The organism is Actinoallomurus vinaceus, from assembly GCF_039542055.1.
In the GTDB taxonomy this organism is placed as follows: Bacteria; Actinomycetota; Actinomycetes; order Streptosporangiales; family Streptosporangiaceae; genus Actinoallomurus; species Actinoallomurus vinaceus.
In genome coordinates, this window is the sequence record NZ_BAABHK010000016.1 from 32,028 (window position 1) to 47,174 (window position 15,147).

Below are 15,147 nucleotides of genomic sequence, written 5' to 3' on the forward strand. Positions count from 1 at the left end.
TTCAGCGAATGATCACCATTTGGGGGGCTGGACGGTGGCGACGCCGAGCGTGTTGGTCCCGGGGAGGAGGCCGGACAGGAGCGCGGCGGTGAGGATGGGGTTGTTCAGTTCGACGAGCCGGTCGATCTCGGTCTCGCTCAGTGCCGTCCAGGCCCCGGCGGCGAGCCGGTCGGTGAGCCGCTCGACCTGGTCGCGGCCCTCGAGGCCGAGGTCGGTGGCCTTGCCGTCGGCGTCGATCCAGCCGCGCGACCGCAGCCGGTCCGCGGCCGCCTCCCACTGCTCCGGGGTCCACTGGCGGCTGCCGAACGTCTCGACCGGGGCGGCACCGATGGCGGCGAACGAGACCAGGGACTCGCACGGGTCCAGGCCGCCCGTGAGCAGCGCGGCGACATGACCGTCACCGCGCTGCTCGCGGATGATGGTGATCGCCTGCCACAGCTCGAGGTGCGGCTCGTCGGGCCAGGGAAGGTCGGCGTTGCCGGCCGCCAAGGGCCGGCCGGCGGTGTCGGCGGCCTCGGCGACCCTGCGCACCAGCCGGGCGGTCTCCGCGAACTCGGCCGTACCGATCTGGTCGCCCATCAGCCGGCGGAAGAGCCGGTCGACCCCGCGCAGCCTGGCGGCCAGCACCTGGTCGGAGCTCGCGACGGTCCACGCGGGGGCGACGTGCTCGGCGACCATCTGCGGGCTGAAGCTGTAGAACGCCGATGACACCCGTTCCGGACCGGGCGCGCCCAGGGGCGCCGCCCGCAGCGGGAAGTAGGTCGGCCATCGGGTCGCCACGTCGTACCCGAGGGCCGCGAACTCCTCGAATACCTCGGGCGCGTAGTAGACCAGTGCGTGAACCGGCTCGAACTGCTGCCACATCCTGCGGGCGGCCTGCAGGTAATAGGTGTCGGGCGCCATGATCACATCCTCGCGTACGGCGGTGCGTAGTGTGATCTCTTGCGGTTCACGCCTGCAGGTGGTGCTCGATCAACTCGACATCGGCCACGTCCTTCGGCCGGCCGAACGCCCGCTTCCATTTCAGCACTTCGGCCAGCGGTGCGAAGGGCACGCCCTGGATGAAGTCGGCTGCCGCGATGATCGCTTCGGGCGTCGGGTCGTAGTCCCCACAGGGCCAGGTGTCGTATGCCTCGTAGACACCGCGGACCAGGTACAGCCCACCGTTCGGCCCGGCGAGTTCCTTCTCCGCCCAGCCATCGGCCTTGAGTGTCCGGTACAGGCTCGGCGTGACGAACAGGTCGACATCGGCCGTATCGCGGATGCCGTGCGCCATCAGCGGGCCGCTGCCGAACACCACATACTGACCGAGCGGCAGATCAAGGCGCTTGACCTCGGCGAAGATGTCCATTTCCCGGCATGGTAGCGGCGCGATCGATCATCCGCCGGTGGCCGTCGCCCGCGACGGCCGACGGGTCGATCTCAAGGGGGACAGAAGGACGGGGCCGTTCAGTTCGACGAGCCGGTCGACCTCGGCTCCGCTCAGGGCGCCGGTTGACCGGGGCCCGGCCGGGACCGCCCCGCGCCGGGCGGATGCGGCCGGACCCCGTCTACCGGGACACGCCCGAGGCCGTCAGTGGAGCTTGTCGAAGGTCACCGATCCGCCGAGGTTCTCGTCGTCGGTGCCCCAGATCGCCTGCCCGCCGGGCAGCGCGACGATGCCTTCGACCTTCCGGTCGTCCTTCTTGGTGAACTTGCGCAGCGGCTTCAGGCTCGCCGTCTTCTTCAGGTGGAGTACGGGCGTGCGCCCTCCCTTGATGGTCAGCTTGCCGGCGTTGTAGACGGCCGAGCTGAAGGGGCCGTTGTCGTCGTTCGGGTCCTGCGCCGACGACACCAGGACGGTGCCGTCGCTCAGCACCTTCAGGTCGCTGACGTGCCGTACCTCGTTCGCGCTCGGGAACGGCACGGCGAACTTGTCCGTGTCGGCGGTCTTGCCGATGCTGAGGCTCGTCTTGCCGACCTTCGCCGTGGCAGTGCGGACGACGGCCTTCTCCGCGTTCTTGCCGCGGGTCGCCCACACGGCGAAGAGCTTGCCGACGGAGTTGCGGTACAGCGCGAAGCTCTCATAGTTGTCGCCGCTCTTGCGGTCCGGGAGGGCGACGGGCGCGCCCTGGACCGTGGCCGTGCCGCCGGCGATGGCGACGTGGTACGCCGTGCCCTCGCTGGCCAGTGCGATGTAGTGGTTCTTGCGGCCCGGGACGGCGTCGATCGCCTCCACGTCCTTGGGTAGGGTGCCCTTCCAGGTCAGCGGGGTGACCACGGGGGCCTTGCCGGGCCTGAGCCGTACGGTGGAGATCCGGTTCTGTCCGTCCGCCTTGTTGTCGCGCACGATGACGACATCCGCCCGGCCGCGGCCGACGGGCGCGCCCGCGACGAGGGCCATGCCGCTCACGCCGCCGGTGATGTCGGTGCCGACGCGCTGCCATTCCAGCTTCTGCGCGGCCTGCGCGGGGAGGGCGGTGGCCACGAGGGCGCCGAACGCGGCGGTCGAAACGATCAGTTTGCTCTTGATCACGGGCGGGATCGTAGACGATCTTGCATTTGCTTTGTGCCCAGATCGCACCGTTCCGTAGTGAATGCCGGTCGAACGTCATGCGTCCGATGAGTGGTCGGTGCGGAGTCCGTCACTCGAAGCGGGTGACGTAGCGGCGTTGCCAGGGCGTCTCGACGGCGCGCTTCGCGTAGTGCTCCCGGACGTAGGTGACCGCCTCCGGGCCCGGCACCCCGTCCAGCACGGCGAGGCAGGCGAGCGCGGTCCCGGTCCGTCCGTACCCGCCGCCGCAGGCGATCTCGACGCGCTCGGTCTCGGCGCGCGTCCAGGCCTCGCGGAGCGCGTCGGCGGCGTCGGCGCGGTCGGACGGCAGCCGGAAGTCCGGCCAGCGCAGCCAGCGCGCCTCCCACGGAACGGGCGGCGGTTCGTGGCCCAGGAGGTAGAGCCCGTACATGGGCGGCGGTCCGTCCGGGAGCGGGCGGCGGAGTCCCCGGCCGCGGACGAGCCGGCCCGACGGCAGCCGGAGCACTCCCACGACGGTGGGCTCCCACATGGTGATCATGAAATGAGAATAGCGTTCGGCTCTTTGACCGGTGTCGCTTATCGGGCATTAACTGGATATATCGCGCGAATCAGTTGTTTCTCTGGAAGGTGCTATTTTCGGGCTAGTGGCAGTGTGAGCTGCGATGATGACCCTGCTTTCCCGTTGATTCACCGAAATCGATGCGGGCTCGGGAATCTGCGGTAAGGATGGGGGCATGTCCTTTCCCTTAATGCCGGGGTTCGACCACATCAATGTGGTCGCCGACCTCGACCCGGTCGCCGCGATGCGGGACAGCGACCTCGGGGACCGCATCCGGATGTACCCCAAGCTTCTCCCCGCCGGAGCGCCCGACTTCGGGTACGCCGTGCAGCGGGGCACCGAATGGCGCATCGGCTGCGTCGGGGCGATGGATCCAGAGGGCGCCCGCTACAGCCTCGCCGCCGGCCTGCGCATCGAGGCGAAGGAGCGGGAGAAGGACCCCGAGATCGCCGGTGCGATGCGCGCGGTGGCCGGTCGGCTCGACCCGGAGGACGGCGCGCAGCTCCCCAAGGACGAGTGGGAGATCGGGGACCGTCGCTATCGAGTGATCCGGATCGAGAAGTTCACCCTCATCGGACGCCGGGTGATGGAGCCGCCGAGGCCGACCGACACCGACCCTCCGGACGAGGCTCGTTTCCTGGAGGACCACCTCATCGACCCGCGGGCGCCGGCGGGGCAGTGGGAGGCGCAGCTGCGGTTGAACCTCGTCGGGCACCTGCCCATCCCCGGCACGGTGCCCGAGACGGTCGAGCTCGAGGCCCGCCACGCGATCCGCACCCATCCCGGTGTGGTCGTCCTTCCGCCCACCTTCACCGTCGTCGAGATCAAGGGGGACACCTGGGACCCTCTCACCGGCGCGGACGGTCCCGACCAGGCTCGCACCCATCTGGCGAGGTATTTCAGCGAGTTGCTGCCCCGGCTCCTGGAATTCCAGGGGGATCCCGCCGACCCCGAGGAGATCGCCGAGTGGGAGGACGCCGCGGAGCGGATCGAGGAGATGAGCGGGCCGGAGTTCGCCGTGCTGGACCGCAGGTTCCGCATCGTCCGCGTCTCGCGGATGCTCCGCGTCGGCCGCGACGGCCCCGAGGGGCCGCGCCCGTCCGACCAGGAGCGGTACGGCATGCACGGGACCCAGTCACGGTCCTGAGCATCCTCGCCCGTCGACGCACCGGCGCACCGGCGTACGCGACTCACTGGCTTACGCGGCGTCGCGGCTCACCTGCTTACAGTGCGCCGTCGCAGGCCTGAGCCGTCCCAGGCCCTGCGGACGTTCTGTCCGTGCCGTGCCCGGTCGCCCACGAGGGCGACCGGTGTCGAGTTCACCGCGGTCTGACGCAAGAGCATCCCGCCGTCACGAATCACCCTGTGATCTCCAGGCGTGGCGCTACCTTGATCATCATGGAGTTCGTCTCGGCGTCGACCCTCGCGGAGTCCGTCGACAGGGATGGCCCGTTGCCGCCGGTCAGGGTCGCCGCGATCGGGCTCGCGCTGCTCGAGGTCCTGGACGAGGCTCATCGAACCGGCATCGTGCATGGTGACCTGAAACCGGCGAACGTCATGCTGTTGCCGGGTGACCGGATCGAGCTCGCCGACTTCGACCTCGCGCGGATGGCCGGCGGCCGGGCCCCGGCGCGTACCGGAGCGCTGTTCGGCTCACCCGCGTACATGGCGCCGGAACAGGTCCGGGGAGACCGCGGGGACGCCGCGACCGACTGGTGGGCACTCGGCGCCACGCTGTACTACGCGTCCGAAGGCACGGCCGCGTTCGAACGCGACAGGTACGAGGCCGGCATCGCCGCCGTGCTGACCGAGTCGCCACCGCCGCCGAGAAGAGCGGGCACCGACCTCGCCGCGTTGTTCTCCGCGCTGCTCGACAAGGACCCTTCGCAGCGCCCTGGATCGGAGTACATCCGTGCGGTGCTCGAACGCGTCGCGGCAGGCGAGGCGACGGTCTCCACCACGGCCGAACAGGCTCCCGAAGCACCGCCGCGGCCCGCGTCGGAGTCGCTGACGGCCGGGATCGGCCGGGCGATCGAGGACGCCATCCAGAGCGGCGCCATGCCGGTACCGCAGGCGACCGAGACGGACGCGACCACCCGCCGGCCGGACCGTGGACGGAGTGCCGGGCCGGCGCCCGGTGGCACGCGTGGCGTCCGCCGTGGTCTGCTCGCGGTGGGGGCGACCGCGCTGGTCGCCGTGGTAGCGCTCGGGTTCGCCGTGCCGCGCTTGCTCGCGCATGACCGCCGTGACGAGCGCCCGGCGGTCCGCCACGGCACGTCCTTGCCTCCGGTCGCCCGTCACGGCGCGTCCTCGCCTCCGGCGACCCATCCGCCCTCTCCGGGCACCGCGATCCGCCGTCTCCAGGCGTGTCGCCCCCGGCCGGCCGGTGTCACCTCGATGGCGGTCACGACCGTGAACGGCCATCCGGCGATCGTGGCCGGTTGCGGTGACGACACCGTGAAGGTGGCCGATCTCGCGACCGGTGCGCTCGGCCGCTCGTTGACCGCCCGTGGAGCGCTGAGCGTGCAGTCGGTCGCGGTCGGCGCCGTCGACGGCCGGCAGGTCGTCGTCGCCGGTATCCAACTGAGCGGCGAGGGCAACGACTACCTGCGGATGTGGGACCTCGCGACCGGCTCCGAGACGGGAAAGGCCTTCTCCGGTCACACGAACGGCGTGACGTCGGTGGCGTTCGGCACGGTGGACGGTCGGCCGGTCGTCGTCTCCGGCAGTTTCGACACGACCGTACAGACCTGGGATCCGGCCACCGGCAGGACCGTCACCCCGCAGCTGGACACCCACGCGGAGGTGATCTCGCTGGCGTTCGCCAGGCTGGAGGACGGCCGGCAGGTCGTCGTCGACGGCGGTTACGGATCGGCCGTGCGGGTGTACGAACAGAAGTCGGGGCGCCAGGTCGGCGCCACCTTCACCGGACACAGCGCCCATGACAGCGAATACGTCTACTCCGTGGCGATCGGTGCCATCGGCGCACGCAAGGTCGTCGTCTCCGCCGGTGACGATTCGACGATTCAGGTTTCGGATCTGGCGACCGGCGATCGGATCGGCGCCGCGATCCGAATGGCCGCCCACGCGGTCGCCGTCGCCTCCCTGGGCGGCCGGCAAGTGATCATCGCCGGCGGCACGGACCACACCGTACGCCTGTGGGACCTCGCCACCGGGAAACCGGTCGGCGGCCCGTTCACCGGCGATTCCGCCGTCACGTCGCTGGCGACCACGATGCTCGACGGCAGGCCCGTCGCGGTCGCCGGGTACGAGGACGGCTCGGTGTCCGTCTGGAGCCTCGGGTGACCACCCAGGCCGATCTCCGGCGTCGCGGACTCGCGTCACCAGCGCGGATCCGACCGGTGATCCGCAGGGCCGTCGAGCGCGTCTGATCCGTCTTCCGCCTGATTTAGTATGCCGGTTCGTGATCATTAGGATCCTCGGGTGATCATGAGACGACGGTTCGCGGCCGGCCTGTTGTGCCTGCTGGCCGCCCTGACGATGTTCGGCGTTCCACCCGCCTCCGCCGCGAAGGCCACCGCCACCGAGCCGCCCAAGGTCGAGCTCGTCCTGGACGTCAGCGGCTCGATGCGTGCCAAGGACATCGACGGCCGAAGCCGGATCTCGGCGGCGCAGCAGTCCTTCGACGAAGTGGTGGACGCGCTGCCGGGCGAGACGCAGCTGGGAATCCGGGTCCTCGGGTCCCGCTACCGCTACCCCGGCAGCTCCAAGACCGTCGGCTGCAGGGACACCGAGCAGATCAGCCCGGTCGGCCCCATGAACAAGACCGAGGCGAAGGCCGCGATCGCGACGCTGCGTCCCACCGGCTGGACCCCGATCGGGCTGGCGCTGCGGGCGGCGGCCAAGGATCTGGGCGCCGGCGAGACGACTCGGCGGATCGTCCTCATCACCGACGGCGAGGACACCTGCGCGCCGCCCGACCCGTGCGACGTCGCCCGCGAGCTCGCCGCGCAGGGCATCCACCTCGTCATCGACACGCTCGGCCTCAACCCCAATCAGAAGGTCCAGCAGCAGCTGACCTGCATCGCCAACGCGACCGGCGGAACGTACACCACCGTCCAGCACCAGCAGCAGCTCACCAGCCGCCTCAACCAGCTGGTCCGCCGCGCCGGCAGCACGTATCAGAAGACGCCCCGGCAGGTGGCCGGGGGCGCGCAGTGCGCCAACGCCCCGGTGCTGTCGCCCGGCGTCTACACCGACCGCGAGCAGTTCGGCGAGCACCGCGTCTACCGGGTGCCCGTGTCCTCCGGACAGGAGCTGCGCGCCTCGGTGAGCGTCGGGCTCGACCGCAGGCTGAACCCCGACTACGGGGTACTGCTGCGGGCGACATCACAGGACGGCCAGGAGCTCGTTCGCGGTACGGACGCGGGCAGCGGCCGTACCGACGTCCTGTCCACCGGCCTGCGCTGGTCCGACCAGCGCTCCGGCGAACCGTCCGGCCAGGAGGCTTCCGCGTCGCCCTCCGCGAGCGCGTCCCCGGCGGGCACCGTCTGCCTCGTGGTGAGCAACTCCTTCTCCGCACCACCCGGCGTGCGCACGGCCCCCGGCATGCCGCTGGAACTCACCGTCGACGTGGTGCCCTCCTCGCCCGCGCCGAGCGGCCCGGACCTCGGCCGCGGCTGGCTCCTGCTCGTCGTGCTCGCCGCCGCCGGCCTCGTCGCCGGACTGATCCTCGGCTGGCTCGCCCGCTGGCGGATCGCCATCTGGAAGGAGAACTGACCGTGCGCGTAACGCCGCTCCTGGGCCTTCCGGTCGCGACCGCCGCTCTCGCGCTGGCCACCGCCGGGCCCGCCTTCGCCGGTGGCAAGGCGTCGCCCAAACCCCGCCGGACGATCGGCACCGCCGGGACCTCGTTCCTCACCGCCACCACCGTACGGCCCGGGCAGACCGCGCGGCTGTCGGCGTCGACCGGCGACTACCTGTACTGGCAGTTCGCCGCGGCGGCGGGTCAGACCGACCAGGTCGCCGTGACCCTTACGCTGCCGTCCGAGACGTCCCGCGCCGGCGCGGCGACCTGGACCGTCGACGTCTTCGACGGTCTGCGCCGCCGTCAGGCCTGCACCGAGGGACCGCAGACCGTCGCCGCGCAGCCGGGCACGGCCAAGGCCGAACTGCACTGCACGCTGCGGCAGATCCGCTCCTGGGCCGAGCCCTGGTCCAGCGACCCGCTGCCGGGCACCTATTACGTTCGGCTGTCGGCGGTCGGCCTGCCGGATCAGGGCGCCGGCCTGCCGGTCGACGTACGGCTGCGGATCAGCGCGAAGAACGGGAACGCCGAGCCGTCCGGCGCGCACCTGAAGGCACCGCTGGCTCCCGCGGTCAACCCGGGCGCCACCACCGCCCCGGAGGCCGCGCCCTCGGTGGAGCCGTCGGCCGTCAGCTCGGCGCCGAAGCCGATACAGCGCGCCAAGAGTTGGTTCTCCTGGCCGTCGACCCGGTGGTGGTGGACGATCGGCGGCGGCGTGCTCGCCGCGGCCATGGGCGTCGCCGGCTACAGCCTGACCCGCCACCCCCGGCGCTGGTTCTCCTGATTCGCCGTCCGGGCGGGCGCGGCCGTACGACCCGCTCGCCCGGCTGCTGCAACACGGCCGTACGGCCCGCTCGGCGGTCGTACGGCCTGCTCGCCTGGGCGCAGTAACGCGGGTCGTACGGTCCGCTCGGCGGTCACACGGCCAGTTCGTCCGGGCGTTGTAACAGGATCGTCGAAATCCGTGTTTCGGTCATAACTAAACGATCTCTTCGTTACCGTAACGATCATGCCAACATCTCGGATATGGGGGCGGAGCCTTGTCGGTTTCGTCGCCGTCGGCGCGCTGATGGGATCGGCCTGCTCGCCGGCTCAGTCGGCCAAGTCAACGAGCGCCGACACCTCCGCCAAGTCGATCGCGACCACGTTGCAGCAGACGATGGACGGCCTGAAGTTCCAGGAGGTCCTCGACACGGCTCCGGTCACGACGAGTGCGCAGGCCCGTACGCTCAAGGCCAACTCGGTCGACAAGGACGCGCAGACGCCGAAGCAGCGCGCGCGTCTGCTGGCCGCCGCCGCGGACGCCCAGCCGATCTCCCAGCAGCCGCAGATCGATGCCACCGTCATCGAACTGGACAAGCACAACCGGCCCGTGTCGTCGGGCACCGTGCTGATGAGCCCGCAGTACCCGCACGGCAAGGTCGTGTCGGTGGACAAGAACTTCCACACCAGCGATGTGCGCTGGCGGCAGTGGGACGACTCGGGCTGGTACACCAACCACGCTCAGGGCACGATCGACATCGTCCCGGGCCGGGAGAACGCCTCGACCGACTTCATGCTGCCCTACCCGGCCTCGGTCCTGAAGCTGATGATCAACTTCGGGGTGCTGCGGCTCGTCGACAAGGGCGTCATCAAGCTCGACGACACCTACAGCTACCAGCCGACGGCCACCAGCAGCCTGTGCGGCGGGGCCACCAGCAACACCATCCGCCAGTACGTCGACGACTCGCTGACGTGGTCCTCCAACCCGGCCTCGTGCGCGCTGCTGAAGATGCTGTGGGACCACAACGCCGTCGACGACCTGAACCAGACGTTCCAGGACCTGGGCCTGGAGACGATGCAGGTCAAGGGGACCAACCCGGCCAACGGCGGGCACTGGAGCAACCCGGTCACGATGAGCTCCCTCGACACCGCCAAGCTGCTCACGCTGATCAACGGCGCCCCCGGCAAGGTCTGGACGGCTCCGAACGGCAAGGCCGTCACCCGGGACGTCCTGAGCAAGTCCTCGCGGGAGTTCTTCAAGAAGGAGCTCGGCGACCAGGGCTTCAACGACGTGCTGTCCACCACGGACTGGTGCGGCGCGGACTACCCGGCCCCCGGCATCCCGCAGGTCACCCCGCAGCGGTGGATCGCCGCCGACGGCACGGTCACGGTCGACGGCGACGCCTACGCGCACGACGTGCGGCCCTGCAACGCCAAGGCCGAGGTGACCTTCGCCCACAAGACCGGCCTGGTCTCCAACTCCGGCGGCGACGCCGGAATCGTCCGGAACCTGCCCGGGAAGAACGGCCGCAACTACATCGTCGCGATCTTCTCCAACCTGGGGAACCAGTACGTCGACCCGAATCGCCCGCCGACGGCGCCGGGCGCGCACCCGGTGGCCTACACCGAGAAGTACGCCCAGCTCGGCCTGGCCATCGACAAGTACGAGGCCGCCAAGCACGGTCGGTAGTACGCGAGGCTGACCGCTCCCGAGCGGCATGACGAGGGCCGCCGTGCGATCGCACGGCGGCCCTCGTCCTTGCCCCGTACTCGCCACTCCGGCTCCTCGTCGAGGGCGCGGGTGTCGCCGTCCGGTCTCAGAACGCGTCTCAGTCGGATCTTAATCGGCTCTCATGTGCGTCTTCGGGAGCTCTCAATCGGGACCCCTAATGTCTTTCTCGTAAGCGCCGAACGGCGACGGAGAAAGAAAGGACTCGAAAATGAGCTTCCGCAAGATCGTGCCGCTGCCCCCCAAGAAGAAGCCGGCTCCGAAGCCGCCGCGCAAGCACCACAAGAAGCACGGCAAGCCGCTTCCGGTGCCGCCGCCCAAGCACTGACCAGCGTTAACGGGGGGTGAGGGAGTCGGCGGGCGTGGCCTGCCGGCTCCCTTTTCTCGTGCTCTGAGAAGAGGAAGAAATGCATCGGACGCCCGCCGTATCGAGTTCTTCCGGCGTTTCCGCGAAGGACGCGTTCCGCCGATTCTGGCCGTATACGCGAGGGTTCCGCCGGTGGTTGGTCGTCGGAGCGCTGCTGCTGATTCTGTCGGCGGCCTGCGAGGTCGTCGCGATCTGGCTGTTCGGCGACATCACCGACCGCGTGCTGGCGGCCAAGGACCTCCACGCGTTCTGGACCCCGGCCCTGATCTGGCTGGAGGTCGCGGTGCTGACCGGCGTCGCGACCTTCGGCGGGAGCTACCTGACCGCCCTCGTCGGGGAGCGGTTCCTGCTGCGGCTGCGCGACGCCGTCTTCGCGCACGTTCAGGGGCTGTCCCCGGACTTCCTCGACAACCGCCGGCTCGGCGACCTCATGGTCCGCCTCACGGGGGACATCGAGGCGATTGAGCAGTTCGTCGCCTCCGGGGTGATCCAGACCGTCACCGCGGCGGTCAGCGCCGTGTTCTTCGCCGGGGCGGCGCTGTACGTCCGCTGGGATCTGGCGCTGGTGTCGTTCGCCGTCGCACCGCTGTTCTGGGTCGCGGTGCGGAACTTCACCTCACGGTTCCGGGACGCCGCCGTACGGGAGCGGGAGAGCAGCGGGACGATCACGAGCGTGGTGGAGGAGAGCCTGTCGAATCAGGCGCTCGTCCAGGCGTACAACCGGGAGCGCGCCGAACGGGGGCGGCTGCACCGGGAGGGGCTGTCCTGGCTGGAGGCCAAGATGGCCGAGACCCGGCTGGCGGCGCTGTACGAGCCGCTGGTGCAGGTCATCGAGACGGTCTGCGTGCTGGTGGTGCTCGGCTTCGGCGCGTGGGAACTCACGGCCGACCGCGTCACGCTGGGCGGCCTGCTGTCCTTCGCCGCCTACCTCGGGTACCTGTATCCGCCGATCCAGAGCCTCGGCCACGTCAACCTGCTGGCCTCGGAGGCGACCGCGAGCGCCGAGCGGATCGTGGAGCTGATGGAGACCCGGCCCGCGGTGGCCGAGCGTCCGGCCGCCCGCACCCGGGCCGCGCGGCGCGGGCGGGTGGCGTTCGACGGCGTCACCTTCCGGTACCCCGGCGCCGACCGGCCCGCCCTCGCGAACCTGTCGTTCCGCGCGGGCCCGGAGGAACTCGTCCTGCTGACCGGGCCGAGCGGGTCGGGCAAGTCCACGATCACCAAGCTGCTGCTGCGCTTCCACGACCCGGAGGCCGGGCGGATCCGCCTCGACGGCGTCGACATCCGCGAGCTGTCGCTGGCGACCCTGCGCGACACGGTGACCGTCCTTCAGCAGGAGACCATGCTCTTCCCCTGCACGGTGCGCGAGAACATCGCGTACGGCCGGCCGGGCGCGACCGACGAGCAGATCGTCGCCGCGGCGCGCGCCGCGGACGCCCACGACTTCATCACCGCGCTGCCCGACGGCTACGAAACCCCGGTCGGGCAGCGCGGCCGGCTGCTGTCGGGCGGGCAGCGTCAGCGGATCGCCATCGCGCGGGCGATGGTCCGCGACGCGCCGGTGCTGATCCTCGACGAGCCGACCACCGGCCTGGACGCGTCGACCGCCCGCCGGGTGCTGGAGCCCCTGCGCCGGCTGATGGCCGACCGTACGACCATCCTTATCACGCACGACCTGCACCTGGCCCCCGAGGCCGACAAGGTCGTCACCCTTCGCCCTACTTCGACCGTTGATGATCCACAACTCGCGCGTTTGCCCTAGGCTGCCCGATCACATCCCCCTCACAAGGAGTGTCATTGGGTTCCCCCCGACTCATGGGCAGCGTCATGGCGGTCGCGGTCCTCGGCACGGTCGCGTCCGGATGTTCCTCCGCCACCTCGGCACGGCCGCAGTCCGCCACGGTGACGCGTCACACCCCGTCGGTGGTCGGGTACACGGCCCTCGACGACGCGAGCGTGGCCGCGTACTGGACGCCGGAGCGCATGAAGGCGGCGAAGCCGCTCGCGGACGAGGCCGGTTCGGCGGCCGAGCGGACGCTGCGCGCCACGGCGCAGCCCGCAGGCGGCGCGCCGGTGACCGTCGACCCCGTCCTGCCGTCGGCCGCCGCGACCCGGACCGCGTCGGGCGGCGTCAGCGCGGCCGGTAAGAAGCAGGCCACCTGGAAGCGCGGCGGCCTGGTCGCCAAGACGGCGGGCAAGCTGTTCGGCCGCGGCGACGACGGCAGCAGCTTCGTCGCCTCCGCCAACGTCGTCACCAGCAAGGACGGCGACGTGGCCATCACCGTCGCGCACGCGCTGCGCACCCCGAAGGGCAACTGGACGACGAAGCTCGTCTTCGTACCGGGCTACAAGAACGGTAAGGCGCCGTACGGGAAGTTCGCCGTGCGAAAGCAGTTCGTGCCCCCCGAGTACATGAAGAAGGACAGCTCCGGGAAGTGGGTGCGCGACCGCCGGTACGACTTCGGCGCGATCGTCCTCAAGCCCCTGAACAACCGTAAGATCCAGTCGGTCGTCGGTGGCCAGGGCATCGTGTTCAACACCCCGGACCGGCCCACCGGCTACCTGTTCGGATACCCGGCCAACGGCAACAAGGGCCAGACCCTGCAGTACTGCAGCGGCTCCCAGGTCACGGACCCGGCCGGCGTCATGCCCCACGGCATGGCCTGTGACATGAACGGCGGCTCCAGCGGCGGCCCCTGGTTCAAGACGTTCAACGTGACCAAGGGCAGCGGCTACCAGATCTCCGTCCACGCGGCGCACACCACGGTCAGCTTGATCAGCTACGGGCCGTACTTCGGCGCCAGCGTGCTGGCCACCTTCCGCGCCGCCGAGAAGGCGTGACCGGCTGAGTCGTCCCTCCGGCCGGGGCTCGCCGTCCGCGGCGGCCCCGGCGCCGGCGGTCAGGCGCTGATCTGGACCGGGGTGCCGAGCGGCAGCATCTTGGCCATCTTGGTGATGACGGGGTTGCCGACGCGGACGCAGCCGTGGCTGACGGAGTTGCCCAGCGACTTCGGCTCGTTCGTGCCGTGGATGCCGATGATCGGGTCCTGGCCCTTGAACTGGGTGAGCGTCGTCGAGTAGCCGTTCAACCCGTAGGCGTACGGTCCGTACGCCCCCTTGGGGTCCGGGGCCTGCAGGAGTTCGGCGATGTAGTAGCGGCCGCCCGGGGTCGGGGTGTCGGCCTTCCCGATCGCGGCGGGCGTGTCGATGACCACGCGCTTGCCCTGGTAGACCTTCACCCGGTGCGCCGACTGCTGGACCTGCACCCAGTAACTCGTCTTCGCGGTCGTGACGTCCTTCTCGGCGATCCAGCCCTGGCTGCCGTTCGGCGGCGCCGGCAGCAGGACGTGCAGCCAGCCGGGCTTGCTGCCGATGACCAGGAAGACCCGGGTGACACCGTCCGGGTTCGGGTTCTGCAGTCGCATGCTCGGCGACGCGTCCCCGGGGTTCTGGTAGATCTCGACGGTCTTCGTACGCGCGGTGGCGATCGTGCTCGGGGCCTCGCCCAGCTTCGCCTGCTCGGCGTCGGCCGCCTGGGAGTTCGCGCCGGCCGCCGGAGCGGTCTTGTCGCCCCGGGCAGAGCCGCCGCCGCAGCCGGTCAGCGTGATACCGAGGGCGACGCCGATCGCGGCGGCCGCCCAGCGAGGCCCCGATACGGCCGAGCTGATGGACATCGGTTCCGCTCCTTAGAAGATCACGAAGTGGACGACAGGCGGACGGCCCGGGAACGCGCCTTCCCGGGCCGTCTGCGAACGTTCGGACGTCAGCCGGTGAACTTCGGCTGCGCCTTGACCGGCGTCGCCGGCCGCGCCTCGCCCGTGGGAGCGGAGGTCGTCGGCGACGGCGTCGCGGTACTCGGCTTCGTCGGGGTCGGCTTCGGGGTGTGCTTCTTCGGCGGCGCCGACGGGTGAGGGTGAGCCGGCTTCGACGGCTTCGGAGCGCCGACGCAGTGCTTCACGCTGTACGCGCCGTGCCGCTGCCAGACGGGCAGGTCACTGCGGTCGGGACGGTACGCCACGACCTTCACCACCGACGCGTGGGTCGGCAGCGCCACGCCGCCGCCCGCGGGTGCCTGGATCTTGGAGTCGCTTTGGCCGTGCTGGTTGTCGGACCAGGTGAAAGGCACCGCGCCCCAGCGGTTGGGGTTGATGACGAACCAGTTCGGCTGGCCATTGGTGCCGCACTTCGCCTCGAGTCGGAGGGCGGGGTCGCGGTCGTTGCACGCCCACGCGGGGGAGGCGGTCAATGTCGTGACGGCCAGGGCGGCCGCCGTACCGGCAAAGGTCAGTGTCGCCTTGTTCAGGCGCATGCAGGACCTCCAGTAAAGGAAGTAGGTCGGTGTGCGCCGTGAGGTTCTCCATCAACGACGCAGGCGGCACACTATCGGTCAGATACCACCTATGTCTCATTAATGGAGGACCCTTTACTATTCACCCGCATCGGGTGC

Annotated in this window: 13 protein-coding genes; 7 read left to right on the forward strand and 6 right to left on the reverse strand. The window is 70.4% G+C overall.

Features of this window, described 5'->3' with window-relative positions:
* Positions 1-12: 12 nt before the first annotated feature.
* From ABEA24_RS40695 to ABEA24_RS40710, 4 genes are all read right to left on the reverse strand, one after another.
* Entirely contained in the window at positions 13-903 is an 891-nt protein-coding gene (locus ABEA24_RS40695) for an SCO6745 family protein (RefSeq protein WP_345438689.1), read from the reverse strand.
* Between the two features lie 46 nt (positions 904-949).
* Positions 950-1,351 (reverse strand): hypothetical protein, encoded by a 402-nt coding sequence (locus tag ABEA24_RS40700; RefSeq protein ID WP_345438691.1) that lies wholly within the window; start codon positions 1,349-1,351, stop codon positions 950-952.
* Between the two features lie 222 nt (positions 1,352-1,573).
* Positions 1,574-2,515 carry a hypothetical protein gene (locus tag ABEA24_RS40705; protein ID WP_345438693.1) on the reverse strand — a complete coding sequence of 314 codons (942 nt, stop codon included), beginning with the start codon at positions 2,513-2,515 and terminating at the stop codon, positions 1,574-1,576.
* 109 nt (positions 2,516-2,624) lie between these two features.
* Positions 2,625-3,053, reverse strand: a complete 429-nt coding sequence (locus ABEA24_RS40710; RefSeq protein ID WP_345438695.1) for a protein-tyrosine phosphatase family protein — start codon at positions 3,051-3,053, stop codon at positions 2,625-2,627.
* 196 nt (positions 3,054-3,249) lie between these two features.
* Between ABEA24_RS40710 and ABEA24_RS40715 the strand changes: the two genes are divergently transcribed.
* The 7 genes from ABEA24_RS40715 to ABEA24_RS40745 all read left to right on the forward strand — a co-directional run bounded on the left by ABEA24_RS40715 (position 3,250) and on the right by ABEA24_RS40745 (position 13,541).
* The gene (locus ABEA24_RS40715) at positions 3,250-4,221 is read left to right on the forward strand and encodes a DUF5954 family protein (RefSeq protein WP_345438697.1); all 972 of its coding nucleotides are present in this window, start codon (positions 3,250-3,252) and stop codon (positions 4,219-4,221) included.
* Positions 4,222-4,352: 131 nt separating this feature from the next.
* On the forward strand, positions 4,353-6,380 hold the full coding sequence (locus ABEA24_RS40720; RefSeq protein ID WP_345438699.1) for a protein kinase domain-containing protein: 2,028 nt from the start codon (positions 4,353-4,355) through the stop codon (positions 6,378-6,380).
* A 144-nt stretch (positions 6,381-6,524) separates the two neighbouring features.
* Complete coding sequence (locus ABEA24_RS40725; protein ID WP_345439123.1) at positions 6,525-7,814, forward strand: VWA domain-containing protein; 1,290 nt, start codon at positions 6,525-6,527, stop codon at positions 7,812-7,814.
* 2 nt (positions 7,815-7,816) lie between these two features.
* The gene (locus ABEA24_RS40730) at positions 7,817-8,626 is read left to right on the forward strand and encodes a hypothetical protein (RefSeq protein WP_345438701.1); all 810 of its coding nucleotides are present in this window, start codon (positions 7,817-7,819) and stop codon (positions 8,624-8,626) included.
* A gap of 225 nt (positions 8,627-8,851) precedes the next feature.
* Positions 8,852-10,294 (forward strand): serine hydrolase, encoded by a 1,443-nt coding sequence (locus tag ABEA24_RS40735; protein ID WP_345438703.1) that lies wholly within the window; start codon positions 8,852-8,854, stop codon positions 10,292-10,294.
* A gap of 542 nt (positions 10,295-10,836) precedes the next feature.
* Positions 10,837-12,462: an ABC transporter ATP-binding protein gene (locus ABEA24_RS40740; protein ID WP_345438705.1), complete on the forward strand. Its 1,626-nt coding sequence runs from the start codon at positions 10,837-10,839 to the stop codon at positions 12,460-12,462.
* Positions 12,463-12,497: 35 nt separating this feature from the next.
* On the forward strand, positions 12,498-13,541 hold the full coding sequence (locus ABEA24_RS40745) for a trypsin-like serine peptidase (protein WP_345438707.1): 1,044 nt from the start codon (positions 12,498-12,500) through the stop codon (positions 13,539-13,541).
* Positions 13,542-13,600: 59 nt separating this feature from the next.
* Here the strand turns inward: ABEA24_RS40745 and ABEA24_RS40750 are convergent, their stop codons facing one another.
* A complete protein-coding gene (locus ABEA24_RS40750; RefSeq protein ID WP_345438709.1) occupies positions 13,601-14,374 on the reverse strand; it encodes a L,D-transpeptidase in 774 nt (257 codons plus the stop codon).
* 89 nt (positions 14,375-14,463) lie between these two features.
* Entirely contained in the window at positions 14,464-15,009 is a 546-nt protein-coding gene (locus ABEA24_RS40755) for a hypothetical protein (RefSeq protein ID WP_345438711.1), read from the reverse strand.
* Between the last annotated feature and the right edge of the window lie 138 nt (positions 15,010-15,147).